The following is a 19,512-nucleotide window of genomic DNA, read 5'->3' as shown; positions in this document are numbered from 1 at the left end:
TCCTACGGCCCCTCGGTTTCGGGCACGGCGACAGCGGCCTTACGTCCACCCAACTGGGCGATCAGCCAGTTCGGCGCCCATAGCACCCAACGATGCAGGCGCGCACGGCCGACCATGACGATGACAACCAGCACCAGCCCGATCCAGAACTGCCAGTATTGCGGCGTGATGATCGAGAACAATTCCTGCAGCATCCGAAACACCACGGCACCGATCAGGCCGCCATAGAGATAACCTGTGCCCCCGATGATCAAGACGAGCAGGAGGTCGGCGGAGCGCTCGAATGCAAACACGTCGAGTGAAGCCAGCGCCGTGGTCTGGGTGAACAGCGCCCCCGCAATGCCAGCGTAGAATGCGGCCAGCGTGTAGATCGCTATCAGCCGCTTATGCACGGGAATGCCGATCGCCGCCGCGCGCAGCGGGTTGTTCTTGATTGCGCGAAGTGACAATCCGAACGGCGAATGCACGACCCGCCGCGCCAGCAGGAACAATAGGAACAGCACGGCGAGCGAATAGAAGAATCCGGTCCTGCCGAAAATGTCGAATGCAAAGAGCCCGAGGATCGGTTGCATCTCGATTCCCTGCAGGCCATCGGTGCCGCCGGTGATATCGGAATAGCGCTCGGCCAGCGCCTCCAGCAGCAATGCGATCCCGAGTGTGACCATCAGCCGCGTCAAGTCGACGCCGCGGATCACAAGAAAGCTCGTCGCAAAACCGAGTACGGTCGCCGCAAGACCCGCCACGATCAGTGCAAGCAACGGCTCGTTGATGATGCCATGCAACGCCAGCAGCCCGGCCGAATAGGCGCCGACGCCAAAGAAGGCGGCGTGCCCCAACGACACGATACCCGCATAGCCGAGGATCAGGTCGATCGAGAGCGCGAACAGGCCAAGCCGCACGATGTCGGTCATGATCAGATAGCGCGAGGGAAACGCAAAGGCGCAGGCAAGCGCGAGCAGCCAGAAAGCGATTTCGCCGGCGTGCCAGCGCGCATGTCGTCTTGCGTGAAATCCGACATCGGCCTGGGCGGTCATTCTGTCCTCACCGCGTCGCCGTGCGGCCGAACAGTCCGTTCGGTCGCCAGATCAGGATCACGATCATGAGGGTATAGATCACGAAGGGACCCATTTTCGGCACGTAATATTTGCCGGCGACATCGCCGATGCCGAGCAGGAGCGAGGCCAGGAACGGGCCGGTAATCGACGAAGAGCCGCCGACCGTGACCACGATCAGGAAGTAGATCATGAATTTGAGCGGGAAGTAGGGATCGAGCCCCAGGACCTCCGCACTGAGCGCGCCGCCGAGCCCTGCGAGCCCGCAACCGAAGGCAAAGGTGAAGGCAAAGACCTGCGGCACGTTGATACCGAGCCCACTGGCCGCACGCGGATCGTCCACCGCCGCACGCAGGCGGCTGCCGAAGCGCGTACGCGCGAGCACAAGCTGCAGCGCCGCCGTGAGGAGACCGCAGATCACGACGATCATCAGCCGGTAGCGCCCGACACCGACGCCGAAGACATCGAACTGCCCTTCGAGCACCGACGGCAGCTTGATGAACACCCGCTGCGAACCCGTGATGTAGTCGACGGCAGCAACCGACATGAAGACGAGGCCGATCGAGAACAGGACCTGGTCCAGATGGCTGCGCGTGTATAAATGGCGGTAGAGCAAGCGCTCCAGCACGACCCCCACCACGGCGCTGGAGATGAAGGCGAGCGGCAGGGCCGCAAAGAACGGCCAACCGAATTGATTGACCAGCACCGCGCACACATAGCCGCCGGTCATGGCAAAGGCGCCGTGCGCGAGATTGATGAAATTCATCAATCCGAGCGTGACCGCTAGCCCGCAGGCGAGCACGAACAGCAGCATGCCGTAGGCGACGCCATCGAAGAGGTTGGTGAGAACGGCAGTCATTTCGTTGGGATGCGAGCCTTGGAGTTCGTCATTCTGGGGCGGCGCCGAGCGCTGAACCCGGAAATCTCACGCAATAGCTTCGAGATCCCGGGTTCACGAGCTTTGCTCGCGCCTCGGGATGAGGTCGCAAGGGACGTCACTTCTTGACCTTGCCCGGATCCTTCACGGCCTCGAAGGTTTCAAACTCGACATTGTAGAGCTCGCCATCGACCTTCTCGACTTTGCGGATGTAGACGTTTTGCACGATGTCGCGGGTGTCGGGATCGATAGAAATCGGGCCGCGCGGGCTTTCCCATTTCATTCCCTTCATTGCCGCGACCAGCGCATCACCGTCGGTCTTGCCCCCAGTTTTCTTCAGCGCCTGGTAGATCAGGTGAATGCCGTCGTAACCGCCGACCGCCATGAAGCCGGGGCGGTTACCGAACGCCTTCTTATAGGCTGCGACGAAATCCTTGTTCGCTTGCGAGGGATGCGCGGCGGAATAGATGTGCGCGGTCACGGCTCCGAGCGCCGCATCGCCCATGCCGTTCAAGAGGTCGTCGTCCATGACGTCGCCAGGCCCGATCACCTTGATACCGGCCTTGTCGAGGCCGCGCTCGGCATATTGCTTCATGAAGTTGCCGCCCTGCCCTGCCGGCACGAACACGAACATCGCATCGGGCTTCGCGTCCTTCATCCGCTGCAGGAACGGCGCGAAATCGGGATTGGCCAGCGGCACCTTCACCTCCTCGACGATCTCGCCACCACCGGCGGTGAAATGCTCTTTGAACGAGCTCAGCGCGTCGTTGCCAGGCGCGTAGTCGGAGGTGAGCGTGGCGACCTTCTTGATGCCGTTCTTCACCGCCCAATCGCCGATGATGGTGGAGGATTGCGGCAGCGTAAACGAGGTGCGGACGATATAGGGGGATTTTTCCGTGATAATGGAGGTGCCCGCCGCCATCACGACTTCCGGAATCTTGCCTTGGGTGGCGAGCGGTGCTGCGGCCAGCGCCGCCGGCGTGACGCCGAACCCGGCGATGGCATTGACCTTCTCGTTGACGATCAGTTCCTGTGCGGCGATCTTGGTCTTGTCGGGCAGCGCGCCATCGTCCTTGAGGATAATCTCGATCTTCTCGCCCGCGACGGTGTCGCCGTGCTGCTGCATGTAAAGCTTGATCGCGTTGTCGATCTGCTTGCCGGTCGAGGCCTGACCACCGGTCATCGGCAGGATCAGGCCGATCTTGAAGCTGTCCTCCGCGCGCGCCGGCGCAAGCGCCAACGTGCCGACAGCTACGGCGCCGAGCATCCACCGCGACAATTTCCTAGCCTGAACGAACATCGACGCTCCTCCCTTTCTTCTTTGCGGCCCCGACTCTCTGTTAAATCCCGAGTCCGCGCTTACCAGCTTGCATGTCTCAGGCGTTCTGGCCGCGCAAGTCGTCTGGTCTGCTCGGCATTGTCAATCACGACAATAGACGGCCCGGCCACGCCCGATTTTCCATGCGCCACCAAGCGCGATCTTCGAATGCGTGGTATAAAAATACCTCATGACATGATCGATAAGCATCCTCGAAATCCACCGCGAGCCATCGCTGCAGCGAAGAGTCTTTTGTACATTTGTACAATTAAAGCAAGAGCGCTGTCCCCTTGCTGCCGTCGCTCCAGCTCCGGATCTCGCAAAACAGTTACCTGCAGCGGATGATCCAGCCATTCTTTTGCAGCGTTCAACCTGCGACGTGCCGAGCGCGTCGGCGCGCCGATAGACCAACGCTCACCGGGCAGCCTTCTTTTCGACCTCGGCCGCGCGGCAGACCTTCTCCAGCTCATCGCGTAGCCATAGATGCGCGGGATCTTTCTGGTAGCGCCGGTGCCAGACCATGAACATCGGCAGCTTGGCCAGCGCGCCGGCACGCGCAGGCAGCGGAATGCGCACGCTGGCGAGATCGTGCATCAGGCCTGACGCCAACAGGCTCGGCATACTCGCCAGCATGTCGGAGCCGCGCAGGAAAACGGGGACCCCGGAAAAGCTCGGCACGGAAATGACGATCTCGCGGCGGATTCCGGACGCCTCCAAACGGCGGTCAAAGTCCAGCCGCTCGTTGTCGGGATAGACCACCGTGATGTGCCGCGCCGCAAGATAATCGGCCTGTGTGGGCGCGGCACGCGCCTTGGGATCGAAGTAGCAAATATAGTGATCCTGCAGCAGGCGCTTCTGCACGATGTCGATGCCGGAAGGCGGCCGCGGCGTGATCAGAAGATCGCAGCGGTCTTCGCGCAGCATCGCCGGCGTCGGCGATTGCGAGGGAATGATGCGCAGATCGAAGCTTCGTACCCTGGCCGCGACCTGCCGATAGAAATCCGGCAGCAGTAGATCGCGCTGGAAATCGTTCGCAGCGACCGTGAGCGAGAGGCGGGCCTGAGCGGGATCGAAGCTCGCGCCGCCCGCGAAGGCCCGCATCTCATCGATCAGCGCCCGCGCCTTGAGGGCCAAGGTCTGCGCATGGGCGGTGGCAATGATGCCGCGCCCGGATTTGGCAAACAGGGGATCGCCGACAATGCGCCGCAACTTCTTAAGGCCGTGGCTGACGGCGGATTGGGTCAGCCCCAGGCGCGTCGCGGCCGCCGTTACCGAGCCCTCCTCCAGCACGGCGAGGAACAGCGCCAGCGCATGGCCATCCAAGGCCAAATGATTAATTTCTTTCATGCGATTGATTATAATCCATCTATTTATCTTGAGAATGGGGCAGCGCATCTTTCCGGCAAGCAGCGCCCGTTCGGGGCGCGAAAGCGGAGACAACGCTTCATGAGCGCCCATGTGAGCCGTCCATTGAACATCCACAGCGTCCGCACCGATTCGCGGCAGCATGCCACCGGCATCAACCGCCCTGCCCCGCTGACCCCGCCTTTGGGCGATGGCGGCTTTTTCCAGCGCGACCGCTCAATCCACCCGCCGGCCCATGCGCCGGGGTACAAGTCATCGGTGCTGCGCTCGCCCCGTCAAGCGCTGCTGTCACTGGAGAACTCGATCTCGGAAATCACCGGGCCGGTGTTTGGCCATCACGATATCAGCCCGCTTGATAACGACCTCATCCGCAACTATGCGAAGGACGGCGATCCCATCGGCGAGCGCATCGTGGTGCACGGCCGCGTGCTCGACGAGACCGGCCGTGGCGTGCCGAATACGCTGGTCGAGTTCTGGCAGGCGAATGCCGGCGGCCGCTACCGCCACAAGAAGGATACCTATCTCGCGCCGATTGATCCGAATTTCGGCGGCTGCGGTCGCACGCTGACGGACGAGACCGGCTATTACTATTTCCGCACGGTGAAGCCCGGCCCCTATCCCTGGCGCAACTATGTCAACAGCTGGCGCCCGGCGCATATCCATTTCTCGGTGTTCGGCTCCGGCTTCGCGCAGCGGCTGATCACGCAGATGTATTTCGAAGGCGATCCGCTGATCCCGGTCTGTCCGATCCTGGCGACGGTGCCCGATCAGCAGGCACTGAGCCGCCTCATCGCGCCGCTCGATCTCAACGCGGCGACGCCGTTCGACTCGCTTGCATACCGCTTCGATATCGTGCTGCGCGGCGCCCGCTCCACCTATTTCGACAACCGGCGCGAGGGAAACTGAGCAATGGTGCAGCCGCTGTCCTATTTGAAGGAAACTGCCTCCCAGACTGCCGGGCCGTATGTGCATATTGGCCTCATGCCAGCCATGGCCGGCTTTAATATTTTCGAGAAGAACTTCACAAACGTGCTGCTGGGCGCGAACACCAAGGGCGAGCGCATCGCGCTCGAAGGCCGCGTGCTCGACGGCAGCGGCACGCCGCTGCGCGATGTGCTGCTCGAGATCTGGCAGGCCAATGCGGCCGGCCGCTACAACCATCCGGCCGATCGCTCGGCCGGCGCGCTTGATGAAGACTTCCGCGGCTGGGGCCGCTCGGGATCCGATTTCGAGAGCGGACTGATTACATTCGAGACGATCAAGCCGGGCGCCACCACCGACAAAGCGGGCCGCCGCTGCGCGCCGCATATCAGTGTCTGGATCGTGGCACGGGGCATCAATGTCGGCTTGAACACCCGGCTCTATTTCTCCGACGAAGAAGCCGCGAACGCCGCTGACCCCGTGCTCAATCTGATCGAGCAGCCGGCGCGGCGATCGACGTTGATCGCTAAACGCGACGAGCGCGGCGGCAAAGTGGTCTACAGTTTTACGATCAACCTGCAGGGCCCAGAAGAGACAGTCTTCTTCGACGTGTGAACTCAGGCCAATTGGCCGCTGAAGCAAGTCCGGTTCGGCACCAGGCATCAAGACACCCGCCTGATGCGTCATCAGGCGGGCTGAGATTCATCTAGACCGCAAGCATATGCATCAAGGGTGATCACATGCGTGGCGGCAATCCTTAAGTCTGACCTTCCGAGCGCTTAGTCGCAGATACGCCTGCGGACCGTCACGTCCTCACCAAAGCGATTGGTGCGATGGGTGATGACCACCCGGCACCCGCCCCTGTACTCGTTGTATGAGTTATATCCCTCGTAGTAGGGATGCCGGTGTGGACCGACGTAAACACCGCCCGGGCCGACGTCGAACTCCACCGCCTTCGCCGTGGTTGCAGCTCCAGTGGCTAGCGTTGCCAGTGCGGCAAGTGCGAGAAAATATCGCTTCATCTTGAACCTCCTCTCAGTCACCGGCAAACGGTGAAGAAGGCTGTTTGTTCCGGGGATCTCAATGGTTCCGCAGTGTTCCCGCTGCGTCGCCAAGGTATTCTGGGATCATTTTTGCATTCGCGGAAAAAGCAAGAGAGTCCCCGCGCCCGATCATTTCAAGTCCAATCGTTAATGCACCCGCCCGCCAAATCCGCGCCGTCAGTGGTTCTGGCCGCGGCACGTCCGGTTGAGCTAGTCACGCGAATCTAAAGTTCGCCGAGTTCGACGAAGTGCGGATGTCGGCCTCGAGCTGCGTAACCGAGGTATGAACACCTCGCTGGATCTGCTTTCTGATGAGTTCGGCGAACCAGCGCTCAACCGGATTGATCCATGAGGCGGAAGTTGGCGTGAAGTAGACATCGTAGTGCGGCCATCGGGCGAGCCACGTTTTGATCTGGGGTGTCTAGCCTAGTGGCTGTGCATAGTTGTCCATGACGATATGGAGATCGAGCCCTTCGGGAATTTGAGGGGCGATCTTTTTTGAGGAACTTCAAGAACTCGTCCGCCGGTGACGCTTGTAGCATTTGCCAATGATAAATGCCGAGGCGACATCGAGTGCAGCAAATAGCGTGGTCGTACCATCCCGCACATAGCTGCGTGCGACGTTCCGGCATTACGCTAACGTCCTCAACTGCTCGGAGATGGCGTAAGGTGCATGGTTCGGGAGAATGATGCCGCCAGTACGTACGCCCAACACCGGTCATTCTCGTGTGCTGCCGGCCGGATAACGGCGAATTCGCCGATCTCGGCATCTTCGCCTGGCATCAAATCGAGCTCTACCAGACCGCGCTTGGGGTCATTCAATCGCAGGAGAAAGTAGCGTGAGCAGCCTGATTAAGCTTCCGAAGGTCTGATTGGGTTTCGATTCTCGGCGTCCTGATCGCGTCGAAACCCAGGTCGGCAATGGCACTATGTCGATCAAGCATTCGTTCCCGCCCGAATGGATGCCGGGTGATCCAGGAATGGATGGGTAATCTTGCAACTGTTGGCGGGATCATCGTCGCGGCCGGCGCTTGGGGCCGGGTGCCTTCCGGCGCTGTGCCGATGTTGCCGCCGGTCGTGAAACAGACGATTGTGTTGGCGATCATCGTGATATCGCTTTTCGCGTTCAGCGGTGACGCACATGCGGCGACTCTCCTACGAGCTCGGCCGGAACGCGAAGGGCTTGGAAGATCTCGCCAAGCTCTTCGAGCAGCACTGCCGGGACGACGACCGCCGACGTGAAGAGAACGTCGCTCTTCTGAACGCCAACAACGATGCGATCGCGGCGCTCAAGAAGACTCTGGACGACCGCCTTGCCATCGCGACCCCGGACCGAACCTTCTTTGGTAAGAAGCCGCTTGCCGCCTGGCCATCCTCGGCACTGCCGTGATGCTGGTCGTGGGCTGGACGGTCGAAGCCGCCGTCAAATGGGCGGTGGGCTGGCTGATCGGCGCGATCTTGAAGGTAAAGCTCGGCGGATAGGCGAACATCCAAAATCTCTGCAGCACTCAAAAGCCCGGCTGCGCTTCGGCGCGCCGGGGCTTTCTTCGTGTTTTATGACTGGATCCAGATCAGCACGGCGGCGCCGATAAGGACAGGCGCCAAGCCGACCGCAACTGCAGCCCAGAAACCCGGCTCTTTGAATATCCCAGTGTCGTCGCCCATTAGCTTATAATGCGATATTTCTTCGCGGGGTTCCGCGGCGTCGGCGCGGTCTCCGGCTGGCCGGCAGCCAGCGCCTGCACCATGGTCATCCGCGCCATCATCACGAATCCCCGCTTCTCGACCGCGGCGATGAGACAGGCAATTGCGGTCTGGCAATGCTCAAGCTGGCGCAACAGTTTACCTTTGGCGAACTCAATCGGTTCGTTCGAATGTTAGCGACGAGGACATCGGGGCAAATATTCGGAACACCAAAGATGGAAGGCGTTCGGCGCGAAAATTTCGAGTCGGATGATCCAGGCCTTGTGTCGGGTTTCAGACAGAACGGTCTGCGATTCTGCTGCTACCAAAGAGCCGCCCTGGGACCGGTGATATCCCAGAGCGACGCAACTTTGACCCCGCCTGCGCCCCCACTACCGCGGCGGGGCTTTTTTTAGTTACCAGCCAGAAACGGCGTGGGCTGAGCCCTCCGCCAATCTGGCCTCACGTTCGGCTCCATCGCGGCCGCAGGAGGCGCTGACGAACCTTGGCTCGATAATCTAACCGGACATCATCAGCCCACCGGCTGGCCTAGAGGCGCGTCCCAATCGGTGTGTACCGGTAAGCCGATTGCGCCGCCGCTCCATTCCGAGGTGTTGCCGGGGGCACTCCGCGGCAGTCGCTCGCCTGCAACAGTCAGGCAGATTCGTGGGATGATCGGAACGCAATGGCTGGTGCTGCCGATCGGTAGGTGCTTAGGGAGGCAGCCGAGCACTCGTGCCCTGGGGTAAAATGACACAGGCGCGGCGCCCGGCTGCCCGGCCGCGCGGCGGTGCGGCCGGGCTCATTAAAACACCCCCGGCTTAACGAAGCGCCACTGGATCATTGGAGCGGCCGGGCCGCTTGGGCGGGCTTCGGCACCGAGCCGCGCTGCGCTCGCTTCAGCTCACTTGTTCACTCCAGCCGGACTCGACCAGCGGACGCGGCAATGCGGATCACTCTTGCCGATCCGGCATGCTGCCTATTTGCAGTCCCGAGCAAGCGTAATGTGCGTATCGACGACAGTATCATCTCGGGGATCTGTGGCAGCCAAGGCGAACTGTCTTTTCTCCACAACACCAAGATGCGGGGGGCCCGCTCGTTGTTGTCATCCGTGAACAACTCTCGCGCCTGAAAACGATGGGAAACTCCCGCTCCTCATCCGGCTTCAGCACAGCCCAAAAAGAAGCGCCGATTGCCGCAGTTACAATAGCCTACGCTGAGTCGGTCGATTCAATGTTCACGCTTGGAGAGAAACAGCGAATCCTGGTGATTTTGATGTCCCATTGCGAGATATTCTCCGCATGATCGCCTCGATTGACCCATCTGTCTTCACTTTGTACGGGACGCCCGCATAAACACCATCGGGCTCGAAAGGCCGCGCCGTACGGTCGATGGTCACTCGATCGGATCGGCCTAGAAAGCTGGCCTTTGGCGGTGGGGGACGCTACCGCTGCGCGATCGCGCTAGAAGGGGCTCGTGCTTGAGTTTCGGGAACACAGCAGGATCCCGAGCACCGGCGAAAGGAAGAGCGCCACGATAAACCACGCAATCGAGCTGCGGCCCCTTGCTTCGGCCGCCGCAGCTACCCAGCCGGTCAAGATAATCCACGAAATGAAAACAAGCATCTCCTCCCACCGTGTTCATTCGACTGGAGCGCGGCTTTAATACTCCGGCACCCGGTGCGTTCGAGAATCGAACGGCCCATCTGCCCCAGTGCCCTTGATGTTCCGGTTGTAGAAGTGGCCCATCGACGGAGCTGCCATGAACGCATCAAACGCGGCCGCCGGCAGTTCGCCGTAATGATAGTACGTGCCTCGCAAATTGATCAGCATGTAGCTCTGCGTTTTATCGTAACAGACGCGCTGAATGAAGCTGCTCCGTGGTGTGTCGGTGCAAGCGAATGGCGCCAGGTCGACAACGCCACGTATTTGACTTCAACTGTCTCCGAGCTCGCTGGCGCGGCGAGAACAACAGCGATGGCGACTACGATCGATCGAATCATTCCATGCCGCTCCGAGCCAGCTTCAGTTGCACTCCAAGCCGTACCTTGAGACGGCACTTTCGAAGTCACCTTGGGCCGAGCGCGACCGTCGAAATTCACTCGAGCAATCGTCTTGTCCGTTATTGTTCAAAGACAGCTTGGATAGCGGCGCAAGCGCCGCAAAGATGTCGGATATTGCGGAATTGTATTCTGAGGCAGCTTCTTCACATTCCGCGGCAGCCTCATCCGAGTTCCGAAGACAAAGCACCCGAGATCGCACAAAACATCAGAATGGCAAGCGCCCGATTGCTCACGTCCCGACGGGCCCCTGGCTGACTTCGATCACGTGTCGGTCAGTCCCTACGGTGATCACGATGGTGTAACTATTTTGACCACCGGCGTGTTCAATCGGGGAGCGAGATGCAACTGGCCGCCATACCATTCGCCTGGCATCAAGGTGTTGTCCTTAATCACCGATTGCTCCAGTACGGCCATATTTCGCTGGCCGGTCTCAACAGTCGCCGCGATCATGGCCTCGTTCTGGACGCTCAGAACAACGCCGCCGCACAACACCGAGCGGCAGAATGGGCACCTTCAGCCCGACTGCGGCGGCGATCGGCAAACCAGTGAGGCTCAAGGCCAGGAAATTCGACCAGCTGTTCCGCGGAACGCGGCTGCGTTTGGGGCGTTCTTGAAGCTGTGGTGGTCGGCGGCGTATCGGCCGACCAGGAGCAGACCCCAACGCCGTCTGCTTATGCGGCATTGTGGCTGCTCTTCGTGTTGTGGACGGCTGCACGACGTACTGAACCTCCCGAACGCGGAGGTTCTTTTTTTAAGGCGTCTTTGATTGCTGCGGTCGATCGGGGGAAGGCGCCAATCCACAGAGCGGCGTTGCAAGTTGGCGACGAGCTATCCGTTTTCGCGATGCACTTTTGGTCCGACATCGTTCAGGTCCCACCGTCTAAGCCGCACGAACCAACCGTTTTATCCAACTCAGACTGTTGTCGATCACCCACTCGGTCTGCGCTCTCGAAACAGACGCCATCTCCGCTCAACCGGGGCCATGACTCAGCGGATTTCGAATGGTGTCAAAAATGTGCTTGAGCGCAGTCGCTTCCCAGCCGGCAACGAATCCGTGCTCGACAAATTATCAATGTGGTTGTGCGCCCCGTTCTCCTTACCGTGGGTCCACCCCTTGTGATCGGAAATAATCCTGATGCGCTTTCAAGCGCGTGAGCCGCGTAAACGGCCGGATCGCGTTCATCGTTATCGCGGCGGTCAAATGCCTCCTTCATATCGGTATCGACGTTTTTCCACTTGGGCGCCGAAACCAGTTCCCAGAAAGGTGCCTCGATTTGGCCTCCAAGATCAGCGAATATATCGGTCAGCATAGCTGTGCGGGGGCTTTCGTCTTTCCTTTCGAATGCACGAGCGATGCTGCCACACGACAGCCGGGGCCCACGGCGATGCCGTGATTCCGCGCCGCGAAACGGGCATACGCAGGTCCGGGGCGGCGGGGCCGAGGCGAGTTGGGCTTTCGCTCGGCTCGATGCCTGGCTGGGCTCCGGTGCCGGTACCTCTTCGACCGGGTCCTCAAACGACGCCTTCCGGATCGTTCGCCTCGAGCCGGCGGTTGGATTGTCGCGGGTAGCGAACACGCTGACCCGAAGCATCCGCCTTCCTCGCTCTGCTACGCGTTGCAGTCGATCCACAGCGTTTTCGGCGGATGATCCTGTACATCGCCCCGCGAGCTGCCAGCGACCGAGCGCGGCTTCCCTCGTCGGCAGAGTATTGGCCGGCATCGGGCAGTGTGCGCAGGAGTTTTCAGTTGGCGAGCGGAATCGGCTCTCAAGTTTCAAAGACCAGGACATGGGTGAGTTTCTCGGATCGCCTCAAAATGGGCATTCCGCCCCCAAAATTGCGAGTCACCACCAGGCCATAACCACTCCGCAACACAATAAGCGCTGAAATCTGGCCGAAGTCATTCGTTCCGAGTTCTGGAACTTTGACGCGCAATCTCCCTTATCCGCCAAGCCCGCGACCGCAACCAGGATCGCGCCCCCGTTGCCGGCGGCCAGGACTAAGAGGTGCGCTATGAGGCGAAAAAGGCCGGCCGTCCAAACGGGCGGTAAGGAAGGCCGTCAAGAAGGTCGGCAGTAGGCGAAGGAACGTGGAACGACGGCTCTCACCTCGAATACAACGCCGGAACGGAAGGAAAAGCACCTTGCCAAAGGAAAACGACTTAGAGGGCGTGCAAGATCAGGGTGGCAAGCACGGTGGCCAGGCGGGCATGCCCAAATCGCCTCCACGCCCAAAGACGGCCGAGCGGGATGAGGATGTGATCCGAAAACGAGAAGCGGACGGCTCGAACAAACTCGAACGGCGGGATTAGTCGCGAACTGCCGGCTTCCCGCTGGCGCGCCGATACGAGCTTTTGCTCCATTTACAGGCGCTTATTCCAGCGCTCGGTGGCCTCGGCAACAGTCGGCGCGGTAGGACCGAACGCGCAGCATTTCTCGCATGCGACGAACTTCGGTTCTAGGTCACTGTTGACCCAAAGGTCCGAGCTACCGCAGAATGGGCACGGCCGCAGCGGCTGGCCAGACAAGGGAGCGCTAGGCGTTATGTCAGCTTTCTGTTTTGCCTTCCGAGGCATTCAATCTGGTCATCCGGGTGGCAAACCAGAGGTGTTGAGGAGCTGGGACACAGCCGTTACCAGTTGAGCGGGGGCGAAGGGCTTCTGCAGCAGAATGCTTTTGGGAACGCCTTGCGAGGGCCATTGATCGCCTGCACCAGCGGTCATATAGACGATCGGAAGACCGGGCTCTATTTCCCTTGCCCTTCGGGTCGCCGTCCAGCCGGTCATCCGACCTCGAAGGTTGATGTCGACCACGAGCGCCTGACGCTTCTGGTTACCCTGGAGCAAGGCAAGAGCCTCTTCGGCGGACGCGACCACAATGCATTGAAAGCCGCCTTGCGTTAGCGCGTCTTCGACCAAGCCCTGAATATCAGGGTCGTCTTCCAGCACCAGAACGGTCGGCAGCCCTTCCACTTCAGCCTCTCGCCTTTGTTTAACGTAGGCGTTTGACCTAGCGCCGCGCTGAGCCGGGCCCAACGTGAGCAAATTGCTTTCTTTTCAGACCGACGGTCACGTCACCGGCCGTGCCGCTCCCCTGACAGCTTGGCCCGTCGTAGCCATTCCGGCGGCGTAGGCGGCTCCTGCACCAAGGAGAAGCGCACAGAAGCTAGCAAACATCACATATGCAAAGTGTTTGCGAGCTTCGTCGATTTGAGCTGGACTTGCAGATCGGGCCGTCGAGCCGACGGTTTCACGTCCCGCATTGTTGGAGAAGTACGCAACGCGCGCGCTCGCTGCATATGACGGGCCAATCAAGTTGCCAGCAATGCTGGTGGCGGATACTGGCAACATCGCCGCCGCAGCCACCACGACGACGGTCGTGACCGACCAAGCGGCCAATGCATGCCCGACCCGACCGAGGCCGGTCTGATCCGGCGAATTTGCTGCCGCGACGGCGCCGCCAACGAACGCGGCGATGATCCCGGACACGGCCCACCACACGAATGCGGCCCAGCTGGCGCCGGCCGGCGCCGAGCTCGCCGTGGGTATATCGATCGCCAGCAGACCGACGCCCCAGCCCAACATGGTCAGCAAGATTTGGACGACCAACGAAGTAAACACGCCGGCCAGTACGGCCGACCAAGTCCAGCCAAATAGGGCCGTGGGTATTGCGCGCGAAGCCATGGCGAACTCCATCCGGAACTTACATTTTGGTTGCAACGCGCGGTTCAAACTTCCGTTCCTCCCGAAGGAACTCCTAACGAGTTCTCAGCTTATTTTTCAGGACAACCTATTGAGGACCGGACCATGACATTTGGTAGAGGCGTCCTGCTATGGCTGCTAGGTATCCCTCTCCCCGTTATCGTGCTGCTTGCGCTGTTCTGGCGTTAGGAGTGGATCAAGTCCGAACGAGGCGCGATATCACGGGATCAATTAGCCACTCCCGCGATCTCGACGCATAGGCAGTGGCTCCCAGATTGGCGAAGGGCCATTAGCGGCAAGCCTCGTTTAAGCTGCGGCTTTATCTTCTCTATCCCACGCACCACGACTTGGAGCGCGTCATCCGGCAGAGGCCGCTGCAAGATCACAGGCATCGCTTTCGGGTGGATCGGCTTCACCACGGCATTCGCCTCGGTCGTCAGGAAGCCGTAAACGAGGTGGGGGCCGGGAATCGGCTTGGACTTGGTGCCGCGACCGCAGTTGAACGTGGTCCATATCCCGGCGAACGCGAACAGCGGCCGATCCTCATTGAGCGCGAACAAGCGTCAGCAACGAAAACAGTGGCGAGCACTCGGTCACGGTCCTGCATGTTGTGCTTGCCCGTCAAAAACTGCTCGATATGGTCCAGCAGCGAACCGGCATCTCCCACCCAAAAGAGGTGATCGATCCCAGGCTCGACCAGCTGGGCTCCCGGAATTCGTTGAGCCAGTCTGCGCGCGTGCTCGATTTCGAGCCATCTGTCTCCGGTGCGATGTAAAATGAACGTCGGAGCGTGGATCGCGGGTACAACGTGTCGCACATCAATTTCGCTGTTCATCGTCATGATCACGGCGGCCGCTCGTGGCTTGCCGGTGTGCGGAAACTGGAAGCGGCGCGTTCGGCGGCACTCGGATCGCTGGCCAAGCTTGGCGCCGATATTTAGATACAGTTCGTTGCGGTGAGGATTGCGCAAGATATTCTTCGTCAAGCGCTGCCTCTGCTCCTTGTCCCAACGGAGGGAATAGGGGAATAGTCGGGTGCCCCACAAGCCCTAGCATCGGACCCGTACATGATCAGCGCCGACGTGCGTTCGGGGTACGTCGCGGCATAAAGCAAGGACATCGGGCCCCCCTCGAAAACGCCGAACAAGGCCGCGCGTTCTGAAACCGACTTCATCCAAAATCGCGCGCACGTTGTGCATGCGCTGCTCAAGGGTGAAGGTTTGGGATCCCCGGTCAGAACTGATTACGACAGCTAGTTCGAAGATAAAGACCGTTCGGACTCCAGTGCTGGTCTCTTAATGAATGAGAGCGTCCGTACCGTGATTGGCTCAGTCTCCGTTCTCTTGAACCGTTTCGAGATAGCTGTAGATGCTGTTGATGCTCTTGGCGTCGAGCACGCCACCCCAGACCGGCATGCCTTTATCCGGACGCCCGTTCATGACAGTGGTTTCGAATACACTATGCATATCGTCTCCATATCGGGCACGCAGGTGCCTGAGGTTGCGCTCTGGGAGACCTGTTGAGGCATCCGGGCCATGACAATGAGCGCATGTTTGATTGAACAGCGAATGCCCCTCCTTGATCATCGCTTGGTTCTCGGTCTTGGCGACTCCACTTGACGCTCCGTTAGCTGAGGTCGGAGCTTCCTCTGAATTTACTGCGAAGGCTCCGACCAAGAAAACGAGAGGGAACATCAAAACCTGGGTCTTGAAGGCGCGCAGGAGCATGTTGTCTTGATTCCATCGCGAGAAGAGACCGATGGACGAAGCCCGTCTCATCGGTCTATCCGTCTAGTTGGGCAGTTCGAAGACGAAAAGCGTCGCGCCTTCCATAGTGGAGGAAAGCAGCTTCTTGCCTGTCTCTCCCATGAACCCTGGAGGACCGACCAGGCGTCCCGAGGCAACGGCAATATATTGCTTGCCGTCCACTTCATAGGTCACAGGTCCCTGATTGACACCCGACCCAGTCTGGAAGCGCCACAGCACTTCCCCATTCTTTGCATCCAGTGCCTTCACCTCGCCATCCATGTTGCCGTAGAAGACAAGACCGCCGGCCGTCGACAACGCCCCGCCTACGAACGGCTTTGGCTCTTTCACGCCCCAAACCTTCTTTTTCTCTAGGGGATCCCAGGCCACAAATTCCCCGCCGTTTCCGCCAGGGCCATACTTGCCGGCGTCAAATTCCGTTCCGAGAAAGAAGATGCCCTTCTTGGGTTCGCCCGTCTCGCGGCCAACTTCATCCATGCAGATGTTGAAGGTGGGAATGTAGACCAGATGCGTTTGCGAGCTGTACGACACTGGCGGAAAGTTCTTGCCCCCGTAAAAGCTTGGGCATACGTCCCGCGCCCAGATATCCTTTCGCGGCCGCTTTTCGGGATCCTCGACCGGTCGACCGTCGGCATCGATGCCTTTAGCCCAGTTAACGTAGACGAACGGCGCCGCAGAGAGCAGCTTTCCAGTCCTGCGGTTAAGCACGTAGAAAAATCCGTTCCGATCAGCGCTCATCAGCACCGGCACAGTATTGCCGCCGATGGTGAGGTCCGTCAAAACCTTCTCGTTGACGCCATCATAATCCCAGGCATCGTACGGGGTCTGCTGAAAGGTCCAAACGATCTTGCCTGTGTCGGCATCGAGCGCAAGCGTGGAGGAGGAGTGCAAGTTGGTGTATTTGCCGTAGTCGCTGCTATCGGTGCCGCGTGCGTGAGCGGCCCAAGGCGCCGGATTGCTGGTCCCGTAATAGATCAGGTTCAGCTGTGGGTCATAAGAACCTACGAGCCAGGCATCGGCTCCGCCACGCATCGCGACGTCCGAGGATGGCCAGGAGTCGTTGCCGGGTTCGCCGGCACCGGGAATTGTATACGTGCGCCAGACTTCCTTACCGCTTTCCTGGTCGAAAGCGGTGATGGCGCCGCGCGTCGCGTATTCGCCACCGGCGTAGCCGATGACCACCAGATTCTTTACGATCGTCGGCGGCGAGGTGATGTCGTCTCCGGCCTTATAGTCTGCGACTTTTGCCTTCCAGAGCTCCTTCCCGCTGCCGGCATCGAGCGCCACAAGCATGCCGTCGAGCCGGCCTACAAATACTTTTCCGCTTGCGTAAGCGACCCCTCGGTTGACCAGTCCGCAGCACACGGCCGCCGCAATGTCGGCCGGCATTTCCGGCGCATAGCGCCATTTGACGGCACCCGTCTTCGCATCGAGCGCGAAGACATATTTCGGTCCCCTTGGAGACGTGACGTATATCGTTCCTCCGACGACCAGCGGGGTGGTCTCTTGCCCCTCAAGTACGCCAAGCGGAAATGCCCATGCGACCTTGAGGTTTTTGACGTTGTTCGTATTAATCAGATCGAGCGTACTGTAGCGTGTGTTCGCCTGATCACCTCCGTAGGTCGTCCACTCCTTCCCACTCTCTGCGCGCGCAGAGTGGATAAACAATTGTGACGTTATCAACGCAACTGCGGCTCCCGCCATTAGACGCGAGGCACGCGTGACGCATTTTCTCTGCATTTTCTTTCCTCCCTGATTGATGCGCCTTCTTCCGAGCTATAATCGGTCACTCACACCTTACTTGGCGGAACGAGCGAGCACGATCTGATCTAGGACGGCAGATTGTCGTTTCGGGTCTGCCGCGAGCGACAGGGCTCGAGACGGATTCAAGACCTCCCTCCCTCTGCAACTCGCGGACGAGATGGGTGTGTTTGGAGCGTTCTTTGAGCGCGCCTGCGAAACTACTGCTAACCAGTATTGATATGCAATGTGAAGAAACGATGCCGATATAGGAAACTTCCATGATGCGGTGCGTCACCCAAACCGCTGCGAGCTCGGCTCAGCCCAAGCGCGCGACTCTGCGGCCTCGTTTTGCCAATCGCGGCAGTCCCTCAAGGCGTTCATCTCATCTCGCAGCACTCAATATGCTCGATCCTGACGCCTATCAGCCATCGGCGTCGGCTGTGCTGGACATCGCGGACGCTAGCGAGCGAGGTGAACCAGGTCATGGCGGCAACGAAGCGAAAGAAAAGCGCAGAGTTCGACGGCCAGCGAATTGCCAAGCGCAAGCGGTAGAGAATGCGCAAATTGTTCAATCGTGAGCTAGTGGCCTCACCCTCCAGTCTAATCCATTGCACAGTTGCGGGCTCACGAGGAGAGCGCAAAGTTGGGATCATCTGCTGTCGTTGCGCCTCACGTGCCTGCTTTCCTAAAGGCCATGGCGTGCCGCAGGAAGCGTCACTCCATCGTCGCTGAGATTACGCAAAGACCGTTGTCGCCGAGAGCTCCAAGAGGCTGGTCGGCAAAGGGCGGTGCGACGCAATTTGTCTGGCCGTCCTTGGTCCTACTCAAGCGAGACGGCAACAACGCCGCCCCGCATCATACGGAGAGCGCGCGCAGCACTCACTGAAAGATCAATTAACCCGCCCACGAATGAAGGGGTCTCTATCAGTAACCCGACAGCGAATTGAGCGCCCGCCATAAGAGAGCGAGATCATGCTTCCAAACGGCCTCGTGCGATGTGCGCAGGTCAGGTCGATCTAAGAAGATCGTACTCGTCGCTTTCGATCTGCTCCACCTAAATCTCGAGACTTGCGAAAGCTGCGAGCCCGATTCTCGACGAGAGGCTGTCCAATTCAGCGCTAGCTTTGACATCGACGGGCTGGATCTGTTCAAGCGCGCCTGCAACGTCGGACTTGAGGGCGTGGTTTCCAAGCTCCGCGACGGCACCTACCGCAGCAGTTGCAGAACGATGCGTGACTTGCGGCCAGCGCGAGACACTGCTGATGGCGGGCTTCGCTTTCGGCGGCAACGAATGGGACCGTATTTGCCTGGGGCGGGAGCTGGCAACGATCGCATCTATCCCGAAAGAGTGGACCACCGATTTGACGACGAGAGCGCCGCGCGCGGTTCACGTCGTAATCTGCAAGACGTCGCCCTAGAGGAAATATGATCTCTCATCGGGATATTTGATTGAGCCGGGGCTGCTTGCGCGATTGGCTACTGGGCGCAATCGGCCGACCGCAAGCGGCGACATCCGGTGTTCAGAGGCTAAAAGAGGACCTGTGATCCGAGGCAAAGGCGAGCCCATCGGCTGGACCCGAGCATGAGGAATAATTCTACCTGTGCCGTATTGAGCGCGTTTGGTTAGCGTTCATAAGCCGAGATTGGTATGAGCCCCTTTGTTCGACCCGTGCGGATCAGTCGCATCGGGCGACCCCGGCCAGATCTTTCGCGCCATTTTGGTCGTTGCGGCTCTGTGATTGCAGCGCAAGCGCAATTGGGGCAGGTCGAAATTGATGCGACGCCCCGAAGCCGAAACTTCAGACAGATGATCTGCAATGGTCCATGACAGAACGGACATTGGTCTTGCCCACCCAGATTAGCCATCACTCCTCCAACACCGGACCTACAACAACTTAGAAGACCGCAACCGACTTCCATTTGCTTACCTGTCCGAGCTGCCCGTCGAAGGTATCTGGACGCCGCAGCTTGCCTTTCGCGCTG

General features: G+C 59.8%; 17 protein-coding genes and 3 pseudogenes. 3 read left to right on the top strand and 17 right to left on the bottom strand.

Annotated features, from left to right (window positions below; genetic code table 11):
* Nucleotides 1-2 precede the first annotated feature (2 nt).
* From P6U23_RS10440 to P6U23_RS10425, 4 genes are all read right to left on the bottom strand, one after another.
* A complete protein-coding gene (locus P6U23_RS10440; protein ID WP_407179564.1) occupies nucleotides 3-1,034 on the bottom strand; it encodes a branched-chain amino acid ABC transporter permease in 1,032 nt (343 codons plus the stop codon).
* 7 nt (nucleotides 1,035-1,041) lie between these two features.
* Nucleotides 1,042-1,911 carry a branched-chain amino acid ABC transporter permease gene (locus P6U23_RS10435; RefSeq protein WP_407179563.1) on the bottom strand — a complete coding sequence of 290 codons (870 nt, stop codon included), beginning with the start codon at nucleotides 1,909-1,911 and terminating at the stop codon, nucleotides 1,042-1,044.
* Between the two features lie 136 nt (nucleotides 1,912-2,047).
* Complete coding sequence (locus tag P6U23_RS10430) at nucleotides 2,048-3,229, bottom strand: ABC transporter substrate-binding protein (protein ID WP_407179561.1); 1,182 nt, start codon at nucleotides 3,227-3,229, stop codon at nucleotides 2,048-2,050.
* A 432-nt stretch (nucleotides 3,230-3,661) separates the two neighbouring features.
* The gene (locus P6U23_RS10425) at nucleotides 3,662-4,594 is read right to left on the bottom strand and encodes a LysR family transcriptional regulator (protein ID WP_407181405.1); all 933 of its coding nucleotides are present in this window, start codon (nucleotides 4,592-4,594) and stop codon (nucleotides 3,662-3,664) included.
* Nucleotides 4,595-4,693: 99 nt separating this feature from the next.
* Between P6U23_RS10425 and pcaH the strand changes: the two genes are divergently transcribed.
* Both pcaH and pcaG read left to right on the top strand, forming a co-directional pair.
* Entirely contained in the window at nucleotides 4,694-5,518 is an 825-nt protein-coding gene (gene pcaH / locus P6U23_RS10420) for a protocatechuate 3,4-dioxygenase subunit beta (protein ID WP_407179559.1), read from the top strand.
* A gap of 3 nt (nucleotides 5,519-5,521) precedes the next feature.
* Nucleotides 5,522-6,148: a protocatechuate 3,4-dioxygenase subunit alpha gene (gene pcaG / locus P6U23_RS10415; protein WP_407179558.1), complete on the top strand. Its 627-nt coding sequence runs from the start codon at nucleotides 5,522-5,524 to the stop codon at nucleotides 6,146-6,148.
* Nucleotides 6,149-6,312: 164 nt separating this feature from the next.
* Here the strand turns inward: pcaG and P6U23_RS10410 are convergent, their stop codons facing one another.
* The 3 genes and pseudogenes from P6U23_RS10410 to P6U23_RS10400 all read right to left on the bottom strand — a co-directional run bounded on the left by P6U23_RS10410 (nucleotide 6,313) and on the right by P6U23_RS10400 (nucleotide 7,682).
* Nucleotides 6,313-6,555 carry a hypothetical protein gene (locus P6U23_RS10410; RefSeq protein WP_407179556.1) on the bottom strand — a complete coding sequence of 81 codons (243 nt, stop codon included), beginning with the start codon at nucleotides 6,553-6,555 and terminating at the stop codon, nucleotides 6,313-6,315.
* A 235-nt stretch (nucleotides 6,556-6,790) separates the two neighbouring features.
* Nucleotides 6,791-7,208 (bottom strand): annotated as a pseudogene (locus P6U23_RS10405) (transposase); the annotation flags it as partial.
* A gap of 186 nt (nucleotides 7,209-7,394) precedes the next feature.
* A complete protein-coding gene (locus tag P6U23_RS10400) occupies nucleotides 7,395-7,682 on the bottom strand; it encodes a hypothetical protein (RefSeq protein ID WP_407179554.1) in 288 nt (95 codons plus the stop codon).
* A gap of 77 nt (nucleotides 7,683-7,759) precedes the next feature.
* Here P6U23_RS10400 and P6U23_RS10395 point away from each other — a divergent pair, with 77 nt between their 5' ends.
* A complete protein-coding gene (locus P6U23_RS10395; RefSeq protein WP_407179552.1) occupies nucleotides 7,760-7,966 on the top strand; it encodes a hypothetical protein in 207 nt (68 codons plus the stop codon).
* A 274-nt stretch (nucleotides 7,967-8,240) separates the two neighbouring features.
* Here the strand turns inward: P6U23_RS10395 and P6U23_RS10390 are convergent, their stop codons facing one another.
* From P6U23_RS10390 to P6U23_RS10345, 10 genes and pseudogenes are all read right to left on the bottom strand, one after another.
* On the bottom strand, nucleotides 8,241-8,414 hold the full coding sequence (locus P6U23_RS10390) for a hypothetical protein (RefSeq protein ID WP_407179550.1): 174 nt from the start codon (nucleotides 8,412-8,414) through the stop codon (nucleotides 8,241-8,243).
* Between the two features lie 1,506 nt (nucleotides 8,415-9,920).
* Nucleotides 9,921-10,091, bottom strand: coding sequence for a KTSC domain-containing protein (locus P6U23_RS10385; RefSeq protein WP_407179548.1), 171 nt, complete (start codon nucleotides 10,089-10,091; stop codon nucleotides 9,921-9,923).
* 518 nt (nucleotides 10,092-10,609) lie between these two features.
* Nucleotides 10,610-10,771 (bottom strand): hypothetical protein, encoded by a 162-nt coding sequence (locus tag P6U23_RS10380; RefSeq protein ID WP_407179547.1) that lies wholly within the window; start codon nucleotides 10,769-10,771, stop codon nucleotides 10,610-10,612.
* A 1,912-nt stretch (nucleotides 10,772-12,683) separates the two neighbouring features.
* Nucleotides 12,684-12,896 carry a Lar family restriction alleviation protein gene (locus P6U23_RS10375; protein WP_407179546.1) on the bottom strand — a complete coding sequence of 71 codons (213 nt, stop codon included), beginning with the start codon at nucleotides 12,894-12,896 and terminating at the stop codon, nucleotides 12,684-12,686.
* Between the two features lie 9 nt (nucleotides 12,897-12,905).
* Nucleotides 12,906-13,292 (bottom strand): response regulator, encoded by a 387-nt coding sequence (locus P6U23_RS10370; protein WP_407179545.1) that lies wholly within the window; start codon nucleotides 13,290-13,292, stop codon nucleotides 12,906-12,908.
* 96 nt (nucleotides 13,293-13,388) lie between these two features.
* Entirely contained in the window at nucleotides 13,389-14,051 is a 663-nt protein-coding gene (locus P6U23_RS10365; protein WP_407179544.1) for a hypothetical protein, read from the bottom strand.
* Nucleotides 14,052-14,344: 293 nt separating this feature from the next.
* Nucleotides 14,345-14,578, bottom strand: a pseudogene (locus tag P6U23_RS10360) (SOS response-associated peptidase family protein); the annotation flags it as partial.
* A gap of 770 nt (nucleotides 14,579-15,348) precedes the next feature.
* Nucleotides 15,349-15,798 carry a cytochrome c gene (locus P6U23_RS10355; RefSeq protein WP_407179542.1) on the bottom strand — a complete coding sequence of 150 codons (450 nt, stop codon included), beginning with the start codon at nucleotides 15,796-15,798 and terminating at the stop codon, nucleotides 15,349-15,351.
* Between the two features lie 12 nt (nucleotides 15,799-15,810).
* A complete protein-coding gene (locus tag P6U23_RS10350; RefSeq protein WP_407179540.1) occupies nucleotides 15,811-17,526 on the bottom strand; it encodes a pyrroloquinoline quinone-dependent dehydrogenase in 1,716 nt (571 codons plus the stop codon).
* An 823-nt stretch (nucleotides 17,527-18,349) separates the two neighbouring features.
* Nucleotides 18,350-18,542, bottom strand: a pseudogene (locus tag P6U23_RS10345) (RlpA-like double-psi beta-barrel domain-containing protein); the annotation flags it as partial.
* Between the last annotated feature and the right edge of the window lie 970 nt (nucleotides 18,543-19,512).

This window comes from Bradyrhizobium sp. STM 3562 (assembly GCF_045571435.1).
In the GTDB taxonomy this organism is placed as follows: domain Bacteria; phylum Pseudomonadota; class Alphaproteobacteria; order Rhizobiales; family Xanthobacteraceae; genus Bradyrhizobium.
The sequence above is the reverse complement of the archived record's forward strand: the minus strand, read 5'-3'. Positions and strand labels throughout refer to the sequence as shown.